The sequence below is a fragment of the Devosia sp. genome (assembly GCF_028290625.1).
GTDB lineage: Bacteria > Pseudomonadota > Alphaproteobacteria > Rhizobiales > Devosiaceae > Devosia.
In genome coordinates this window covers 55102-70883 of sequence record NZ_JAQGJM010000001.1, presented here as the reverse complement: position 1 = coordinate 70883, position 15782 = coordinate 55102, and the positions used below count along the sequence as shown (strand labels likewise).

Sequence of the window (15782 nt, the reverse complement as noted above, 5' to 3'; positions counted from 1 at the left end):
AAGGGTGGCGGAGGCGAAAGATCGGGGCGTGGGCGGGCGACCTTGGAGCGGACACGCCCCCAGAGCTGTCCGAACTTAAGATAGCGCAAGGTGTGCCAGTAAAGCGACATCCGCGAGCCCAGGGCCATCAGGCGCAAAGCAGTGGCTTGAGGGCGGCCACGATCCGTCCGGCGGCCCGGCCATCCCAAAGCGGGGGAATGCCGCCCTTCCTCCAGGCGCCCGAAAACAGCCGGTCCAGCGCGCCCGCCAATGCCGCCGGGTCGGTACCGAGCAGCTCATTGGTGCCGATGCTGACCGTTTCGGGGCGTTCGGTGGAATTGCGCAGCGTCATGCAGGGTACGCCCATGACCGTTGCCTCCTCAGTGACGCCACCCGAGTCCGTGATCACGGCCTTGGCGTTGCGCACCAGATAGTTGAATTCCAGGTAGGCCTGCGGCTCGACCAGATGCAGGCTGGTCGGCAGTTCACCGAGTTCCCGAATGGTCTTGGCGGTACGGGGATGGACCGGGAAGATGACCGGCAGGCCGCGCGTTGCAGCGGCAACTGCCGCGAGCATCGCGGCTAACGAGGCGTTTGAATCCACATTGGTCGGGCGATGCAGCGTCAGCACGAAATAGTTCTGCGGCACCAGGGCCAGGTCGTCCCAGAACGCAGGCGGAGCCAGGCGGTCGAGATTGGCGACCAGGGTGTCGATCATGGTGTTGCCGACAAAGAAAATGCGGTCGTCGGTCACGCCCGCCCGCGCCAGATTGGCATTGGCGCCGTCACTGGTGGTAAAGAACCAGTTGGTGATCGAATCGGTGACCATGCGATTGATTTCCTCAGGCATGGTCCAGTCGCCCGAGCGAATTCCCGCTTCCACATGAGCCACCGGCACACCGAGTTTCTGCGCGGTGATGGCACAGGCCATGGTGGAGGTAACGTCGCCCACCACGAGGCAAAGTTGGCTCGGCGCTTCCTGCAGCAAAGCTTCGTAGCGGATCATGATCGCGGCGGTCTGCGCCGCCTGGCTGCCCGAGCCCACGTCGAAATTGATGTGTGGCGCCGGGATCCCCAATTGCCTGAAAAAGTCATCGGACATCCGCGCATCGTAATGCTGCCCGGTATGGATCAGCCGATAGGCCAGGACATCGGCGGCATCACGCTCGAGCGCCTTGATGATGGAGGCTATCTTCATGAAATTGGGCCGCGCCCCGGCAATGATGTCGATGAGCGGCGCCATCAGAGCGAACTTGCGATTTCGATGGTGACGCGACCCACTTCAAGCAATTCATCCGTGGCAATTGGTGGGGCGCCGCCGGTTTCGATCGCCGCTATGAATGCCGCGGCTGCCGCCCGCTGGCCCTTGTCCTGCTTCCACAGGTTGAGGGCCTTGAAGCCGGGCCAGCCAAAGCCCTTGAGCCGTCGGAAATTATCCAGTTGCAAGACCCGGCCGTCGACGAAGACCTCGAGCCGTTCCTTGGGCAGGGATTTTGGCCCGTTGGCGAAATAATGAATGGTGCCGATCGAGCCGTCCTCGAACCTGAGCCCGATCGTCACCGTGTCACCGCTCGTCGATGCCATGCCGGCAATGGAATGGCTGGTGATCGGCACACCGGCCAGATGGCGCAACAGGTCGATGAAATGGCAGGCCTCGCCAATGATGCGTCCGCCGCCCTCGCTCTGGTCCTGCGTCCAGTGACCCGTCGGAATATGGCCCGCATTGACCGTCATCGTGAAAGCCTTGGCCCCGGGCGTTCCCCTGAGCAATTGCTTGACCCTGACGATCTGGGGTGCGAACCGCCGGTTGAAGCCGACCATCAGCAGCCGATCGGGCGCCGCCTTATGGGCCGCCTCGATCTGCGTCAGTTCGTCCAATGTCATGGCTACCGGCTTTTCGACATAGACATGCTTGCCGGCCTGCAGCGCCGCGACCGCCAAGCGGGCGTGACTGTCGTGGCGGGTAGCGATCACCACCGCATCGACATTGGCATCGGCGAAAATCGACTGCGTATCGGTCGTGGTCGAGCGGAAGCCGAATTTGCGGGCGAGATGCAGCCCGTTGACCCCGCCACTCGATGCCACGGTCCGCAACTGGCCACTGGTGGCCTTGAAGGCCGGGATCAGCACCGCTCCGGCATAATTGCCAGCACCGATGAAGGCCAGGCCCGGCTTGGTCGATGCCGCGACCGCCGTGTCCAGGGTTACAGTGCGGGCCCGTAGCGCCGGGGCGGCCTCGGCGGGATAATCCAGCAGTATACCCAGCGAAGACTCGGTGCTGTCGACCACGTCATAGGCTGCGGCTGCGTCCTCTATGGCGAAGCGATGCGAGATCAGGGGCCGCACATCGAGCCGGCGATTGGCCAGCATGTCGAGAACGGCCTCGAAATTGCGCTGTTCGGTCCAGCGGACGAAGCCGATGGGGTAATCGACGCCGCCTTCCTCATAACTTGAATCGTAACGACCCGGTCCGTAGGAGCAGGAGACCTGGAAGGTCAGCTCCTTTTCGTAGAAGTCGGATCGCAGCAATTCGAGCCCGGTCACCCCTACGAGGACGATCCGCCCGCGCTGGCGCGACATCTGTGCGGCCTGATGCACCGGCTCGCTGGATTTGGTGGAGGCGGTGATCAGGACGGCGTCGACACCGCGACCGCGTGAAAATTGCGCCGCGGCAGCGATCGGATCGCCGCCCGCCGACAGATCGACCGTCTCGGCCCCGAACTGGCGTGCCAGCGCCAGCTTGTCGCTGTCGAAATCGATGCCCAGCACGCGGCAGCCATTGGCCACCAGCAGTTGGACCGCCATCAGCCCCACCAGCCCGAGGCCGGTGACGACCACGCATTCGCCCAGCCCTGGATTGATCAGGCGAATACCCTGCAGGGCAATGGCGCCGAGCACGGTGAACGCGGCCTCGTCGTCCGAAACCGAAGCGGGGACGAGCGCGCAGAGATTGCGTGGCGCAGCCACGACTTCGGCATGCTTGCCATTGGAAACGACGCGATCGCCGGGAACGAGCCCGTTCACGCCGGTCCCGGCCTCCAGCACTACGCCGACATTGCAATAACCAAGCGGCAGCGGCTGATCCAGCTTGTTGAAGACGGTCTCGATGGTTGGCAGCACGCCGTCGGTGCGCATCTTGTCCAGCACCTGGCGCACGCGCTCGGGCTGCTGGCGCGCCTTATCAAGCAGATTGGCACGCCCGAATGCGACCAGCATGCGCTCGGTGCCAGCCGAAACAAGGGTGCTCGAGGTACGGATCAGCACCTGTCCCGGCCCGGCGTCCGGGCTGGGCACGTCGGCCACGTCGGTGGCGCCAGTGCGGAGCGATTGCAAGACCTGCTTCATGAATGTGTGCCGTCCATCATTATGTTCACGCGCTGCCTGGGTTGATGCAGCCGCGCGCCGCGCAAGACCTGATTAGAGCGAAAGGCGTGCCCTGTACACAGCCGCAATGGGCCCATCATCAGGCGGCCTGCCGGAACCCGGTGTCCTTGAGGTAGGTTCGGCACCAGATTTCGATGCTGAGCAGGGCCAGCAGGGTATAGCTGGCATCCACCCGGCCGGCATCATTGGCCGCGATCAGGCGCTGCACGGCTTCCGGATCGAACAGACCCCGGCTGGCGAGGCTCGGCCGCGACAGCAGGTCGCTCACCAGTCCCTTGAGTTCGTGGCGCATCCAGCGTCGCAAGGGCGCGCCAAACCCGGCTTTGGGCCGGTAGATCACCTCGGGCGGCAGCAGCGGCTCCATGGCTTTCTTCAGTACCCATTTGCCTTCGCGGCCGCGCTGCTTCATGCCAATCGGGATGGAATTGGCGAAGTCCATCAGGTCGGGATCGAGAAACGGCACCCGCGCCTCGACACCAGCCGCCATCGACATCTTGTCGGTATAAAGCAGATTGTGATCGGCCAGAAAAAACCGCTGTTCCAGGGTCAGCATTTTCTCCAGCGGCCCGGTCGATGCCGGCAGGTCGTCAAGAAAATCCAGCATTGGCTGCGCTGCCTTGGTCACGCCAAGCTCCGCCCGGAAGGCTGGGGAATAAAGCTGCATCAGCGTGTCTTCGCGCGCCCAGCGGAAATAGCTGGCCAGCCGCGCATTGCCGCTTTCGCCGGCACCATTGAAAAATTTGGTGGCACGCCTGTTGAGAGGCCGGCGCTGGTCCAGACCCGAACTCACGTCTTCCAATCCGCGCCGGATGCCGGCCGGCAGCCATTGCATCACCGGGTCGAGGCCAACGGCCCGATGGCGGCGATAGCCGGTAAACAGATCGTCGCCCCCTGCCCCCGACAGCAAGACCTTGATCCCACTGGCGCGGGCCAGCCGGCTGATATGCAGCACATTGAGCGGGGCCGGATCGGCCAGCGGCTCGTCGAGCTGGCCGATCATATACTCAAAGTCTGCGGCCATATCGGCAGCATCGACGCGGACCACGTCGAGCTTGACGTCAAGATGCTCGGCGACGCGACGCGCATAAGGCAGGTCGTCGGTCTGCCCCTCGTCCTGGCCGTTGACCATCTCGATGGTGAAACAATGCAGGCCTGGTTGATCCTCACGGGCAAAGGCGACAATGGCGCTGGAATCCAGCCCGCCCGACAGGAAGGCGCCTACCGGTACATCCGCCATCATCTGCCGCCGCACTGCCTCGCGCAAATGGCTGGCCGTTCCGGCGATGGCATCGCCTTCCGACATGGCAGTGGCTTCAGCTCGGAATGCCGGCAGCTGGTACCAGCGCCAACGCCGTTCGATGCGCCCGCCACGCACCATCAAGGCCTCGCCGGGATTGAGCTTCTTGACCCCCTTGAGCGGGGTGCCGTCGCCTGGGCACCACAGGAATGTCAGATAGCGATGCAGCGCCGCAATGTCGAGTTCGCGGGCCTCGGGCACCAACTGCAGGAGCGCCTTGATCTCGCTGGACACCGCCACGCCCCGCGCGCCGGTCGCGAAATACAGCGGTTTGACGCCGAGCCCGTCGCGGGCCACGAGCAGCCCATTGTCGCGGGCATCCCAGAGGGCGAAGGCAAAGATGCCGTTGAGACGGGGCAGCATGGCCTCGCCGAATTCAAGATAGAGATGCAGCAGGGTTTCGGTGTCGGAGTGGCCGTGGAAGCGGTGGCCGCGCGCTTCAAGATCGGCGCGCAGCTGGTAATGATTATAGATTTCGCCATTATAGGTGAGCACGACGGTGCCATCATCGCTGGCCATGGGCTGAGCGCCCAATGCCGACAGATCGACGATCGACAATCTGGTATGGCCCAGGCCCACCTGGGCATCGGCGCTGAGATAAGTGCCGCTGGCATCGGGTCCGCGATGGGCAATGGCGAGAGTTGCCTGCTCCAGGGCAGTTCTGTCGAAGCGCCCGGAAAAGGCCGCGATCCCGCACATGAAACCCTCGCTATGTCCGCTGCCCGTTGCTATCGCTCAATTGTGTCGGCCGTACGCAACGGGTCTCGCGCAGAAGAAAATCCGACCAGTCACTCCGCCACGGCGTCGAACAGGATGCCACAATTGGTATCGGGGTAGTGGTTTTCGAGCGCCGCAGCAAGGGCAGCGCGGGAATGGGGGGCTATGAGCTCGGGTTGTTCGAGATAGTGTCGCATGGCCGCAACGAGCGATGGGACCGACCCCGGCGTGACAAGGTAGCCGTTGATGCCGTCCTTGAGCGAATCGGAGACGCCGCCGACGTCGGAGACAATGGCCGGCATGGCCGAAGACAGCGCCTCGATCAGCGACATCGGAAACCCTTCGGCGTGGCTGGGCAGTACGAAGACGTCTGCCTGCCGGAGCAGTGCGTGCAGATTAGCCGCCGAAATCCAGCCCAGCGCCGAAACCCGGCCCTCCCAACCATGCGCCTCAATCATGTCCCGCGCTGTGTCCAGCAGCGTTCCGCCCCCCACGAAAGTGAAGGTGAATTCATGATCCTCGCGCAATTGCGCGATTGCCCCGAGCAGTTCGACGACCCCTTTGGCCTGGGTCATCCAGCCGAGGTAAAGCATGTGAACCGGCCGATCGCGGGGCACTTGCTTGGGCTGCGTAGCCATAGGGAAATCAGCCGTTAGCCAATAAGACACCCGAACCCGCCGGCGCGCCTCCACGCCGAGTTCGGCGAACAGCTCGTCCCATTTCTGGCCCGTCGCCGCCAAGCGATGCGGAATGCGCAGCAGAAACCGGGTGACTGACTGCCTGAAACGCCCTGCCTGGCGGACGGCGAAAAAGTTACCATCGACAATGACGAAGGCATCCCGGACGCCGAACAGCCGGCAGATCAGGGACATCAGCGTCCGTTCGTAGAAGCTGAAGCCAGCGCCGACGAAGATGAACACGCCCGCGAACCGCTCGCGCCGCAGATGCCCGATCAATTCGCCGATCCGCTTCAGCCCGCTCCACAGAATCTGCCGGAACGGCTCATGGGCAAAGCTGGAGCGCGCGGTGTTGACGATTTCGACGGTGTGGCCATGCCGTTGCGCATAGCAGAGCAGCCCAGCGGACAGAGTCACCACACCCCCTGGGTGAAGCGACGCGGCTTTGGCCGGGTCGGCGCCGACAAGCAGATACTTTGCCATGCGTCAGGTCTTTTCGTGCGTTTTGGCCGCAGCCAGCACGGCCGCACAGCCCTGCGCCAGCGTCCATTGTGGCGCCCAGCCCAGCAGATGTCCGGCATGGGAAATATCGGCTCTCACGTCCATCACCTCGTTCTGCCTGCGCACGCCATCCGATTGGATCGGCAGGGTCCGACCCGCCGCCGTCATGACGATCTCGATCAATTCGGCCACCGAGTGACTGATACCACTCCCAATATTGACGGTATCAAATGTCCAGTCGGTCCGCAGTCCGGCGAGGATGGCCGCGATGAAGTCGGCGATGTAGATGTAGTCGCGGCGCGGCAGCAGATCCTTCACGCGCACCTGGTCGCTTTGCAAAACCTGGCGCACGATGCTTGGCACCAGAAAATCACTTCCCTGACCGGGGCCGTAGATGTTGAACGGCCGCAGCACTAGAACCTGCACGCCGAGGTTCTCGGCGTAAAACCGGCAGGTCTGTTCAGCCATCAGCTTGGACTGCGCATAGGGATTGATCGCGTGCAGCGGCGCGGTTTCCGGGATCGGCAGTGTTTGCGGATTGCCATAGAGATAGGAGCTGGCAAAAATCAGTCGTGCCTCGTGCCGGTGGCAATAGTCCAGCGCCTGCATGGTACCGAGCAGATTGACCCGCATATAGTCTGCCGGCCGGTCCCAGCTTGTCGGCACGAAGCTCCTGGCGGCCAGATGGATCACCACTTCGGCGCGGGGCAAAGTCGCCCAAGTCTGTGCGTCGGCGACGTCGCCATCGGCATGGCTGAGCGTCCGCACACCGTGTGATGGGGCCAATGCCGCGGCGAGGTGGGTTCCAACGAAACCCGTGGCGCCGGTGAGCAGGACCTCAACCATCGAGAAATTTCGACTGCATGGCATCGAATTGCTCGATGGCCTCGGCATAGTCGTCGGGACGGCCAATATCAAGCCAATAGCCTGGATAGTTCCGGACGGCGACCTTGCGCCCGGCGGCAATCAAATCCAGCATCAGGTTATCGAAGCCATAGGCCTGCTCCGGCGGGATGAAGTCGAGGATAGCTCGACTGGCCATGTAAACCCCCATACTGACCTCATATTGCGTCCGCGGCTTTTCGCGAAACGCCACCAGTTCGCCCTCGCCATTGGACTCGAGCACGCCGTAGTCGATGCGCTGTTCGCGCCGATGTGCCGAAATGGTGAACAGGCTGGCCTTGGCGACGTGTTCGTCGTGAAAGGCACCGAAATCAAGATCGGTCAGGATGTCGCCGTTCATCACCAGGAAATTCTCCGGCAGGTCACGAACCAGGCGCAGTGGCCCCATCGTGGCAAGCGGGCGGTCTTCCAGCGAATAGTCGATGCGCACGCGCCATTTGCGGCCGTCATCGAAAAACGCCTTGATCAGTTCGGCCTGGTGATTGACGGCCAGCGTGATGTGATCGAAGCCGCAGCGCGCCAGTTGCCGGATCACCACTTCGAGGATCGGATATTCGCCGATCGGCATCAGCGGCTTGGGCAAAACCACCGTATAGGGCCTGAGGCGGGTTCCCCGCCCGCCCGCGAGAATGATTGCACGCTTGCCCATTGGCCGTCTCCAGAGCGGGTCATCCGACGACCCTAGATGGTATATTGACCGGCCTTGTAGCGGCCAAGGTTTTCCGGCTGGGTGAACCACGCAATGGTTTCGGCCAGACCACGCCGAAACCCGTTTAACCCACCATAGGCGGGTTTCCAACCCATCAGTTGCGCAGCCTTGGCGTTGCTGGCGAACAGGCGCTCCACCTCGCTCCGCTGCGGCCGCAAGCGGGCAGCATCCGACTCGATTTCGATATCGACACCCATCACTTCGGCGATCAGCTTGACCGTATCGCCGACCGAGATCTCAAAGCCGCTGCCCAGATTGGTGACCGTGCCGACCACGGCATCCGAACCCAGTGCAGCGATGAAGCCGGCCACGGTATCGGCGACGAAGGAAAAATCGCGCGTCGGCGTCAATGCGCCCAGCTTGATTCGGCGCTCGCCAGCGGCGATCTGGGTGATGATCGTGGGGATAACCGCCCGGGTCGACTGGCGCGGGCCATAGGTGTTGAAAGGGCGAATTACCGCCACCGGCGTGCCGAAAGCGGCATGGAACGACAGGGCGATCTGGTCCGCGCCGATCTTGGTGGCCGAATAGGGCGACTGCCCCTGTAGCGGATGCTCTTCGGTGATGGGCACGAAACGGGCCGTACCGTACACTTCGCTGGTCGAGGTATGAATGACCCGGGACACGCCCAGTTCGCGCGCCGCCTGCACGATATTGAGCGTGCCCTTGATGTTGGTGTCCACGTAGCTGTCGGGCGAGTGGTACGAATAGGGAATGGCGATAAGCGCCGCCAGATGCAGCACCGCGTCGCAGCCCCGCATCGCCGTCTTGACCCCGTAGGGATCGCGCACATCGCCGGCGAACACTTCGAAATGACCGCGAATGTCGGCGGGACTGTCATCCAGCCAGCCCAGGGAATTGAAGGAGTTGTAGAGCACGAAGGCGCGCACGTCATGGCCGGCGCGAACCAGCGTCTCGACCAGGTGCGAACCGATGAAACCGTCGGCGCCGGTCACCAGGATTTTTGTCATGCCGCATCCCTAGTCGCAAGCTTGGCGGAATTGCGTTGAATATATCGCGCCGGCCCTCCTCCCAGCGCCTCAATCATCGGAATTGCATAAAGGAAGGCCAGCAGCACAGTCTCGAATATAGAACCGCGCTGAAATGAGAAAAGCAACATGGCTGGTAGCGAGATGAAGGCGGCAAGCGCCGCCGGGCTTTGCCCCTTGGGCATCAATATGACGCGGAATGCCAGGATTGCAGCTGAGCCAGATAGGACGAGATAGCCTATCATTGCCAATACCCCACCCTCGACATATGCCACGTAGAACATGAAATTGGAGCCCAGATATCCCCCCTGGTCGCCAACACTGGTCAGCGAACTACCCGATAGTGAAAATCCGAAAGGCCTCTGCAGGATCAGCCCGAAGAAATTGGAGAAGAAGCCGATGATATTCTGCTCGCGCACCAATGCTGACCCGGCCTTATGCTCATAGACCGGCGCAAGTGCGAAAAACAAAAGGATTGCCCCGATCGGCAAAGCCAGCGTCCAGGCAAAAAAACGAATAACGCCCGCATACCGTAGGCGATCAAGGCAGATATACAGGTAAGCGGCAAAGGTAACGGCTAGGGCCATATAGCCGCCCAACGAATCGGTGAGCGCGAAGATCGCAATGAATACCGCGATGCCAATTAGCCGACGTCGGATCAAACTGTAGGCCAATGCGGGTAGCGCCAACATGGCCGCCGTACCTGGCTCGAAGAATACGCCGTAAAGCCGGTAATGCGGCGTCGATCCGCCGAGATCGTAGAAAATCGTGACAATTCCCCGTAGAAAATTATTTCGGTCATTGAGGTGGACGCTGAGCGGCAACCACCCAGAAAACACCATGACGTATTCAATTACAGAAATTCCACACAATACAATCATTATCCAATAATATATCTCCCAAGCCCGAGATATATCAAATCTTTTTAGAAATGGTAAGGATATTCCCGCCAGATATGGAAGCAATATACTGACGTAACCGACGTTTTCAAAACCTATGCCCCTTGACAGGTTAATTACAAATCCAATAATAATAACAAATATAGGCATTATATAAAGCAACATGACTCGTATTTTTACACGAACCTGCATTGCACCGAATAAAAAAAGACCGGAAAATACCAGAAGCAATGCAGCATTGACTAAACGCCCTAGAAATTTCACGTTTAACGTCTCTGGCAAGACCGTCAGCTGGAAGATTACCGCTGCAACGAGGCTGGCATAGCCTAACCAGGCCAGGGCGCTGTCCCGATCTATTGACATATTGGCAAAATTCCACTGCCGATGCTTTTGCTCTACCTCGATTGATCTGGACATCCTGCTCACCGTGCCGCGCTCGCACGCAGCCACATGTATCCGCTCTTAAGCGCCAACCCCAGAGGAAGACGGAATATCGGCAGCTTGCGAAGCTCTGCGCGTGCCTGGCGGTAGTGGCCGAGCCGAAACAGCGCCCTGCTCCTGGCATATCCGAACCAGCCGGTACTGTGCGAACGAAATTCAGGTTCGCCGCCATAGGCTATTTCGAACGCTTTCAGGGCGCGCAGCGTCCGGTCCGGATTGGTCATGTTTCCACCCCCGGCCCAGTAGTAACCCAGCGTTTCCGGAAGCATGACGAAACGATCGGTTTCCCGCGCAATTTTAAGCCAGGTGTCGAAGTCTTCCATGCCGATCAAATCGCGGTTCTCGCTGATCGGCCCGACCCTGGCCAGACATTCTAACCGAACCACGACGCTGGAATTCGACAACGCGTTACCGCTTCTCAGCAGGTCGGCAAAGACCGGTGCAGTCACCGGACGAACAGTGCCGCTCGGTCTGAACTGTCGTTGATCGGGGCGGCGCGCCAAATAGAGGTCGTGATAGACGATATCGGCTCCCGCCTCGAGTGCCGCGACCGAGCGGGCCAGCTTTTTGGGCTCCCACCAATCGTCTGAGTCCAGGAATGCCAGATAGACCCCGCTGGCCTGCCGGACACCCTGGTTCCGCGACGCCGCGATGACGCCGTCATTGTGTATCAGGGAAAGCGATATCCGCGGCTCGGCCATGGCTTCGATCAGTGCGGCGGTGCCATCGGTGGAATGATTGTCGACCACCAGCGCTTCCCAGTCGGCGTAGCTCTGGGCGCGAACCGAGTTAAGGGCGCGTTCCAGGTCCCGTGCCCGGTTGAAGGTCGGTATGACAATCGACACGAGAGGCGCCATCTATCTCGTTTCCGCCAGACAAAACTGCAGCAGGGCATCGATTTCCGCATCGATACTGGCGGCCCGGGGAAGGGTAATTCCGGCCGCGTCGATTCGAGCCATCTTGTACTGTAGTTCGTCCGATTGACCAATGACCGCATCCTCCGGCCGAACGATCGGACAGGCAATTGCGGTCAATGCGGCAAAGCGGGCGGCCACACGTTCGGCCATTTCCAGAACGGTCAGGCTCTGCCCGCCGCCGATATTGAACACGCCCGCCGCGAGGCCGTCGTCCGGCAGGTCCAGCAGCGCGCTCGTCATGCGGCAGAAATCGCTGATGGCGATGAAGTCGCGCTGCTGACAGCCACCGCTTTTCAGCACCAGCCGGCCGCTCCGCGCTGCCTGCCGGGCCAAGTCGTTGACCAGCAGGGTCCAGCAATCGGCACTGGCATCGGCCGGGGCGCCAAATGCGTTGGAGAGTCTGATCACCACGCCCTCAATGCGCCCCGCTGTGTGAGCGGCGCGAACGGCATCCTCGCCGGCGCGATGACTGGTCGCATAAGGATGCAGGTTTACCGGCGGTGTTGCCTCGTCGATGACCCCGGCGAGGGGGCTGGCATAGACATGCGCCGTCGACACATGGATCAGACGGCGCACTCCTTGCGACGCAGCGGCTTCCACCAGCCGCGCGGTCGCCAGGCCATTGAATGCCAGCGCACCGACCGGATCGCGTGCGCAGTCGGCAGCGTTCATGCCGGCCAGGTGAAACACCGTATCGATATCGCGGCAGCAATCAGCCAGCCCGTTCAAGGACTCCCAGTCGAGGGATACGGTCTGCGCATCAGGCAGCCAGGCGGGGGCGCGCAAGGCGCGTCGGGAGCCCAGCACGATCTCGGCGCCCTGGCCGGCGAGATGCTGGGCCAGCCGCCCGCCCAGATAGCCAAAACCTCCAGTCAGCAGGAGCCGCATCGCAACTGGTCGCCTATCGGTGCTGGATTTGCCAATCGTAGGGAATGCTGGAATCGTGAGGTGGCTTGCGCTCGATCTCATCGGGATCGTGCGACAGGGTGGCGCAATTGGCGACGATTGCGTCCTTCTGACCCACACCCTTGAAACCGTTCCAGATTTCGGGTGGCACGGTGACCAGGCTGTAGTTCTCGGGCGAAATGAAGAATTCCTGCAGCTCCCCCCGCGTCGAACTGCCCGGCCGGTCGTCATAGAGCACGAATTTGATCTCGCCATGGATGACGGCGTAGTTCAGCGTCATCCTCTTGTGCATGTGCCAGGCCTTGACGGCGCCAGGATGGGTGCAGGAAAAATAGATTTCCCCAAACCGCGAGAATACCGGCGAGTCTTCGCGCAGCATGTGCATGACCTTGCCGCGCTCGTCGAAAATCTGCCGCAGGGGGGTGATGACAACGCCTTCGATCATGCCAGCTCCGGGAAATAATCTTGCAATTGGCTTCTCGTGACGGCGGCCGCGTCTTGCCCGCCGAGCACCGCCGCGTACCAGCTTGCCGTTGCCGACAGGGTCTTGTCGACGTCCCAGCGCGGATGCCAGGCCAGCAACTGATGCGCCCGATCGCAATTGAGCTGCAGCAGATTGGCTTCGTGACGCGCACTCGGATCGCCAGTAATGACAATCGAGCCATGCCCCAGATGCTCGATGATGGCGCCGGCCACGTCGTGCACGGTGCGCACCTCGACCGAGGACGGCCCAAAATTCCAGCTTCCGCCATAACGGGCCGGATCGGCATGGAGGCGGGCACCCAGCAGCACATAGCCCGATATCGGCTCCAGCACATGTTGCCAGGGGCGGGTCGATTGTGGATTGCGCAACTCGACCGGCTTTCCCGCTTCTACGGCGCGAATGCAGTCGGGCACGATGCGGTCGGCAGCCCAGTCGCCGCCGCCGATGACATTGCCCGCCCGCGTGGTTGCCGCGCCAAAATCGGCCCTTGCGGCAAAATACGACCGCGCATAGGCCGAGAACACGATTTCCGCCGCCGCCTTGGAGGCGCTATAGGGATCGTGGCCACCCAGGCGATCGTTTTCGCGATAGCCCCAGACCCATTCCAGGTTTTCGTAGGCCTTGTCCGAGGTGATGAACACCAGGGAGCGGACCGAGGGCGTAGCGCGCACGGCGTCGAGCAGGTTGGCGGCACCCATCACATTGGTGGCGAATGTATCGGCAGGCTCGGCATAGGACTGGCGCACCAGTGCCTGGGCGGCGAGATGAAACACGAATTCAGGGGCAAAATCGCCCATGGCCTTGGCTAGCGCCCCCGCATCGCGGACGTCGCCGATCACTTCGGCGATCTGCCCGTTGATCCCAAGCGCCTCATAATGGCTGAGGCCAGGCGGCGGCGGCAGGGCATAACCCATTACTTCGGCGCCGATCTCGCGCAGCAGCATCACCAGCCAAGTACCCTTGAAGCCAGTGTGGCCGGTAACGAAGACCCGCTTTCCGGCATAGGCGGCGAACGCCTCCGCGTAGGTCATTGAAGCCATGGGGCATTCCCGGCATCGTAGAGGCCATTGAGCAGCTGGTACTCGCGGCTGGTATCCATCGGCTGCCAGAACCCGTCATGCGGGTACATCACCAGTTCGCCGGCCGCGACCACTTCGCGGATCGGCTGCTGCTCGAAGACCAGGTCGACATCGTCCGACACATAGTCGAACAGGCGCGGGCCGGCGACGAAAAAGCCCCCGGAAATCCGTCCACCGGTTGCCTGTGGCTTTTCGTTGAACGCTGCGATCGTGCCGTCCTCATTGCCGACCATTTCGCCGAAGCGGGCCGGGGGCCGCACGCCCGTCACGGTCAGCACCTTGCCGTGGGCCCGATGGAACGCCAGCAACTTGTCCAGGTCGATATCGCTGACCCCGTCGCCATAGGTCAGCATGAACTCTTCATCGCCGACATATTTGCGAATGCGTGAAATGCGGCCGCCAGTCATGGTCTTGAGCCCGGTATCGGCCAAGGTGATCTTCCAGTCGGATTCAAAATGGTCGCCGTGGAACTCGATGCCGCCGCCATTGCCGAAGCTGATGGTCATGTCGCGCGTATGCGCTTCGAGCCCGAGAAAGAAATCCTTGATCACCTGGCCCTTATAGCCGAGGCAGACCACGAATTCCTTGTGCCCGAACCGGGCGTAGTGCCGCATGATGTGGAACAGAATGGGATAGGGCCCGATGGGTATCATCGGCTTGGGGATATCGTCCTGAACGTCGCGGATACGAGTCCCGTAGCCGCCGGCCAAAATGACTACCTTCACCTATATCTCCTCCAGGCGCCGCCTGAGCCAGGCGCGCGATGCCGATTCGCCGCTATTCTGGCCGATGAACCGCGCCATTTCAGCGTCCAGTTCGGCTGGATCCAGCCGCCCGTCGGCCTGCAATTGTTCTGCCAGCCGATAGCGCAGATCGGCGTCGTTCAAATCCCCAGATACACGCAATTTCTCCGCCGTCCAAGGCAAGACTGCCTGTTGATAAAGTCCCGACATCGAATCGATCACCAGGTTCGCCTGGTATCCGATGGCCACTGCGAGCCGGGCATCTTGCGGTCCGCCGGCCGCCGCCGCGAGGAAGGCCCGCAACATGGTGGCGAGCGGCCGGTCGGCGGACGACCACTGCGCCGGGATCGACCGGCTGCCGTCCGGCGCGATGGTCGTGCCGGGCTCGCTGGAGAAGTCCAGCACGAACGGGCCGCGCTCGGTCATGACTTCGAGCCGGCGCACACGCTCGCACGCATTGCGCTCCAATTCGATGGTGGCCGGCACATTGTCGAAGCGCAGCGCCAGTGCCTCGCTGGCGCCGCCGCGCGCCACGGCAAGCCCGGTTATGGCCGTGGTCCCGGCCAGCACGGTGCCTAGCATGGACAGAATATGGGGCAACCAATCGGCATGAATGCTCACGCTCGCGTCATAGCTCTTGGCTTCGCCATGGCGCGTTTCCGTCGCGGCATCGCTCCAGCGCAGGTGCAACGCAGTGACCGACCCGCCGGTCTGCAGTCGCTCGACGAACTCGCGAAAATAGCCAGCAAACAAAAAGACGTGGCCGGCACAGAGCAATGTGTCATTGGCCTGCGCTAAGGCCATCAGCGCCGCCGTGTCGTCGGCGCGGGTGGTCACCGGCTTTTCAACCAGCACGGGCAGCCTGTGCGCAAGCGCCCAGCGAGCCGCCTCGGCGTGATCGGCAGCGGCATTGGCGACAATGACCGCCATGCGGTCGGCCGGTGCTGGGCGCTCGGTCACGACGGAAATCCGACCAGACAGGCCTTGCCGCTGCGCCCATTCAAGCATGCCGGCCCGACCGCGCACGGTCTGGATCGTGATCGGCACATGGGCGGGCAGCAGCTCGAGCAGGACCGTGGCAATGACCCGGGCCCAGCGCCCTCCCCCGATCACGACGACATGGCTTGGCGCGGATGCGGGCGAGACGGTCACGGCAT

14 protein-coding genes are annotated in these 15782 nt (G+C 62.1%); all 14 read right to left on the bottom strand.

Annotation, left to right across the window (positions count from 1 at the left end; translation table 11 throughout):
* Nucleotides 1-127: 127 nt before the first annotated feature.
* The 14 genes from wecB to JWR51_RS00245 all read right to left on the bottom strand — a co-directional run bounded on the left by wecB (nucleotide 128) and on the right by JWR51_RS00245 (nucleotide 15777).
* Nucleotides 128-1222, bottom strand: coding sequence for a UDP-N-acetylglucosamine 2-epimerase (non-hydrolyzing) (wecB, locus tag JWR51_RS00310; RefSeq protein WP_299742048.1), 1095 nt, complete (start codon nucleotides 1220-1222; stop codon nucleotides 128-130).
* Complete coding sequence (locus JWR51_RS00305; protein WP_299742046.1) at nucleotides 1222-3324, bottom strand: bi-domain-containing oxidoreductase; 2103 nt, start codon at nucleotides 3322-3324, stop codon at nucleotides 1222-1224. The genes wecB and JWR51_RS00305 overlap by 1 nt, the downstream gene beginning before the upstream one ends.
* A 118-nt stretch (nucleotides 3325-3442) precedes the next feature.
* Complete coding sequence (gene asnB, locus JWR51_RS00300) at nucleotides 3443-5359, bottom strand: asparagine synthase (glutamine-hydrolyzing) (protein WP_299742043.1); 1917 nt, start codon at nucleotides 5357-5359, stop codon at nucleotides 3443-3445.
* 89 nt (nucleotides 5360-5448) lie between these two features.
* Nucleotides 5449-6537, bottom strand: coding sequence for a glycosyltransferase family 4 protein (locus JWR51_RS00295; RefSeq protein WP_299742040.1), 1089 nt, complete (start codon nucleotides 6535-6537; stop codon nucleotides 5449-5451).
* A gap of 3 nt (nucleotides 6538-6540) precedes the next feature.
* Nucleotides 6541-7401 carry an NAD(P)-dependent oxidoreductase gene (locus JWR51_RS00290; RefSeq protein ID WP_299742037.1) on the bottom strand — a complete coding sequence of 287 codons (861 nt, stop codon included), beginning with the start codon at nucleotides 7399-7401 and terminating at the stop codon, nucleotides 6541-6543.
* Nucleotides 7394-8107, bottom strand: a complete 714-nt coding sequence (locus JWR51_RS00285; RefSeq protein WP_299742034.1) for a nucleotidyltransferase family protein — start codon at nucleotides 8105-8107, stop codon at nucleotides 7394-7396. Before JWR51_RS00285 ends, JWR51_RS00290 begins: the two co-directional genes overlap by 8 nt.
* 32 nt (nucleotides 8108-8139) lie before the next feature.
* Nucleotides 8140-9138: an NAD-dependent 4,6-dehydratase LegB gene (locus tag JWR51_RS00280; RefSeq protein ID WP_299742031.1), complete on the bottom strand. Its 999-nt coding sequence runs from the start codon at nucleotides 9136-9138 to the stop codon at nucleotides 8140-8142.
* Complete coding sequence (locus tag JWR51_RS00275; protein ID WP_299742028.1) at nucleotides 9135-10472, bottom strand: hypothetical protein; 1338 nt, start codon at nucleotides 10470-10472, stop codon at nucleotides 9135-9137. Before JWR51_RS00275 ends, JWR51_RS00280 begins: the two co-directional genes overlap by 4 nt.
* 5 nt (nucleotides 10473-10477) lie before the next feature.
* Complete coding sequence (locus JWR51_RS00270) at nucleotides 10478-11353, bottom strand: glycosyltransferase (protein WP_299742025.1); 876 nt, start codon at nucleotides 11351-11353, stop codon at nucleotides 10478-10480.
* Complete coding sequence (locus JWR51_RS00265; protein ID WP_299742023.1) at nucleotides 11354-12301, bottom strand: SDR family oxidoreductase; 948 nt, start codon at nucleotides 12299-12301, stop codon at nucleotides 11354-11356.
* 13 nt (nucleotides 12302-12314) lie between these two features.
* Nucleotides 12315-12764, bottom strand: coding sequence for a dTDP-4-dehydrorhamnose 3,5-epimerase family protein (locus JWR51_RS00260; protein ID WP_299742020.1), 450 nt, complete (start codon nucleotides 12762-12764; stop codon nucleotides 12315-12317).
* On the bottom strand, nucleotides 12761-13843 hold the full coding sequence (gene rfbG, locus JWR51_RS00255; protein ID WP_299742017.1) for a CDP-glucose 4,6-dehydratase: 1083 nt from the start codon (nucleotides 13841-13843) through the stop codon (nucleotides 12761-12763). Before rfbG ends, JWR51_RS00260 begins: the two co-directional genes overlap by 4 nt.
* The gene (rfbF, locus tag JWR51_RS00250; protein ID WP_299742015.1) at nucleotides 13831-14607 is read right to left on the bottom strand and encodes a glucose-1-phosphate cytidylyltransferase; all 777 of its coding nucleotides are present in this window, start codon (nucleotides 14605-14607) and stop codon (nucleotides 13831-13833) included. The genes rfbG and rfbF overlap by 13 nt, the downstream gene beginning before the upstream one ends.
* Nucleotides 14608-15777 carry a Gfo/Idh/MocA family oxidoreductase gene (locus JWR51_RS00245; protein ID WP_299742012.1) on the bottom strand — a complete coding sequence of 390 codons (1170 nt, stop codon included), beginning with the start codon at nucleotides 15775-15777 and terminating at the stop codon, nucleotides 14608-14610.
* Nucleotides 15778-15782: the final 5 nt, after the last annotated feature.

Excerpts from the sequence above, each read along its gene's own strand:
- wecB (WP_299742048.1), bottom strand. The coding sequence starts at position 1,222 with ATGGCGCCGCTCATCGACATCATTGCCGGGGCGCGGCCCAATTTCATG.
- JWR51_RS00305 (WP_299742046.1), bottom strand. The coding sequence starts at position 3,324 with ATGAAGCAGGTCTTGCAATCGCTCCGCACTGGCGCCACCGACGTGGCC.
- asnB (WP_299742043.1), bottom strand. The coding sequence starts at position 5,359 with ATGTGCGGGATCGCGGCCTTTTCCGGGCGCTTCGACAGAACTGCCCTG.
- JWR51_RS00295 (WP_299742040.1), bottom strand. The coding sequence starts at position 6,537 with ATGGCAAAGTATCTGCTTGTCGGCGCCGACCCGGCCAAAGCCGCGTCG.
- JWR51_RS00290 (WP_299742037.1), bottom strand. The coding sequence starts at position 7,401 with ATGGTTGAGGTCCTGCTCACCGGCGCCACGGGTTTCGTTGGAACCCAC.
- JWR51_RS00285 (WP_299742034.1), bottom strand. The coding sequence starts at position 8,107 with ATGGGCAAGCGTGCAATCATTCTCGCGGGCGGGCGGGGAACCCGCCTC.
- JWR51_RS00280 (WP_299742031.1), bottom strand. The coding sequence starts at position 9,138 with ATGACAAAAATCCTGGTGACCGGCGCCGACGGTTTCATCGGTTCGCAC.
- JWR51_RS00275 (WP_299742028.1), bottom strand. The coding sequence starts at position 10,472 with ATGTCCAGATCAATCGAGGTAGAGCAAAAGCATCGGCAGTGGAATTTT.
- JWR51_RS00270 (WP_299742025.1), bottom strand. The coding sequence starts at position 11,353 with ATGGCGCCTCTCGTGTCGATTGTCATACCGACCTTCAACCGGGCACGG.
- JWR51_RS00265 (WP_299742023.1), bottom strand. The coding sequence starts at position 12,301 with ATGCGGCTCCTGCTGACTGGAGGTTTTGGCTATCTGGGCGGGCGGCTG.
- JWR51_RS00260 (WP_299742020.1), bottom strand. The coding sequence starts at position 12,764 with ATGATCGAAGGCGTTGTCATCACCCCCCTGCGGCAGATTTTCGACGAG.
- rfbG (WP_299742017.1), bottom strand. The coding sequence starts at position 13,843 with ATGGCTTCAATGACCTACGCGGAGGCGTTCGCCGCCTATGCCGGAAAG.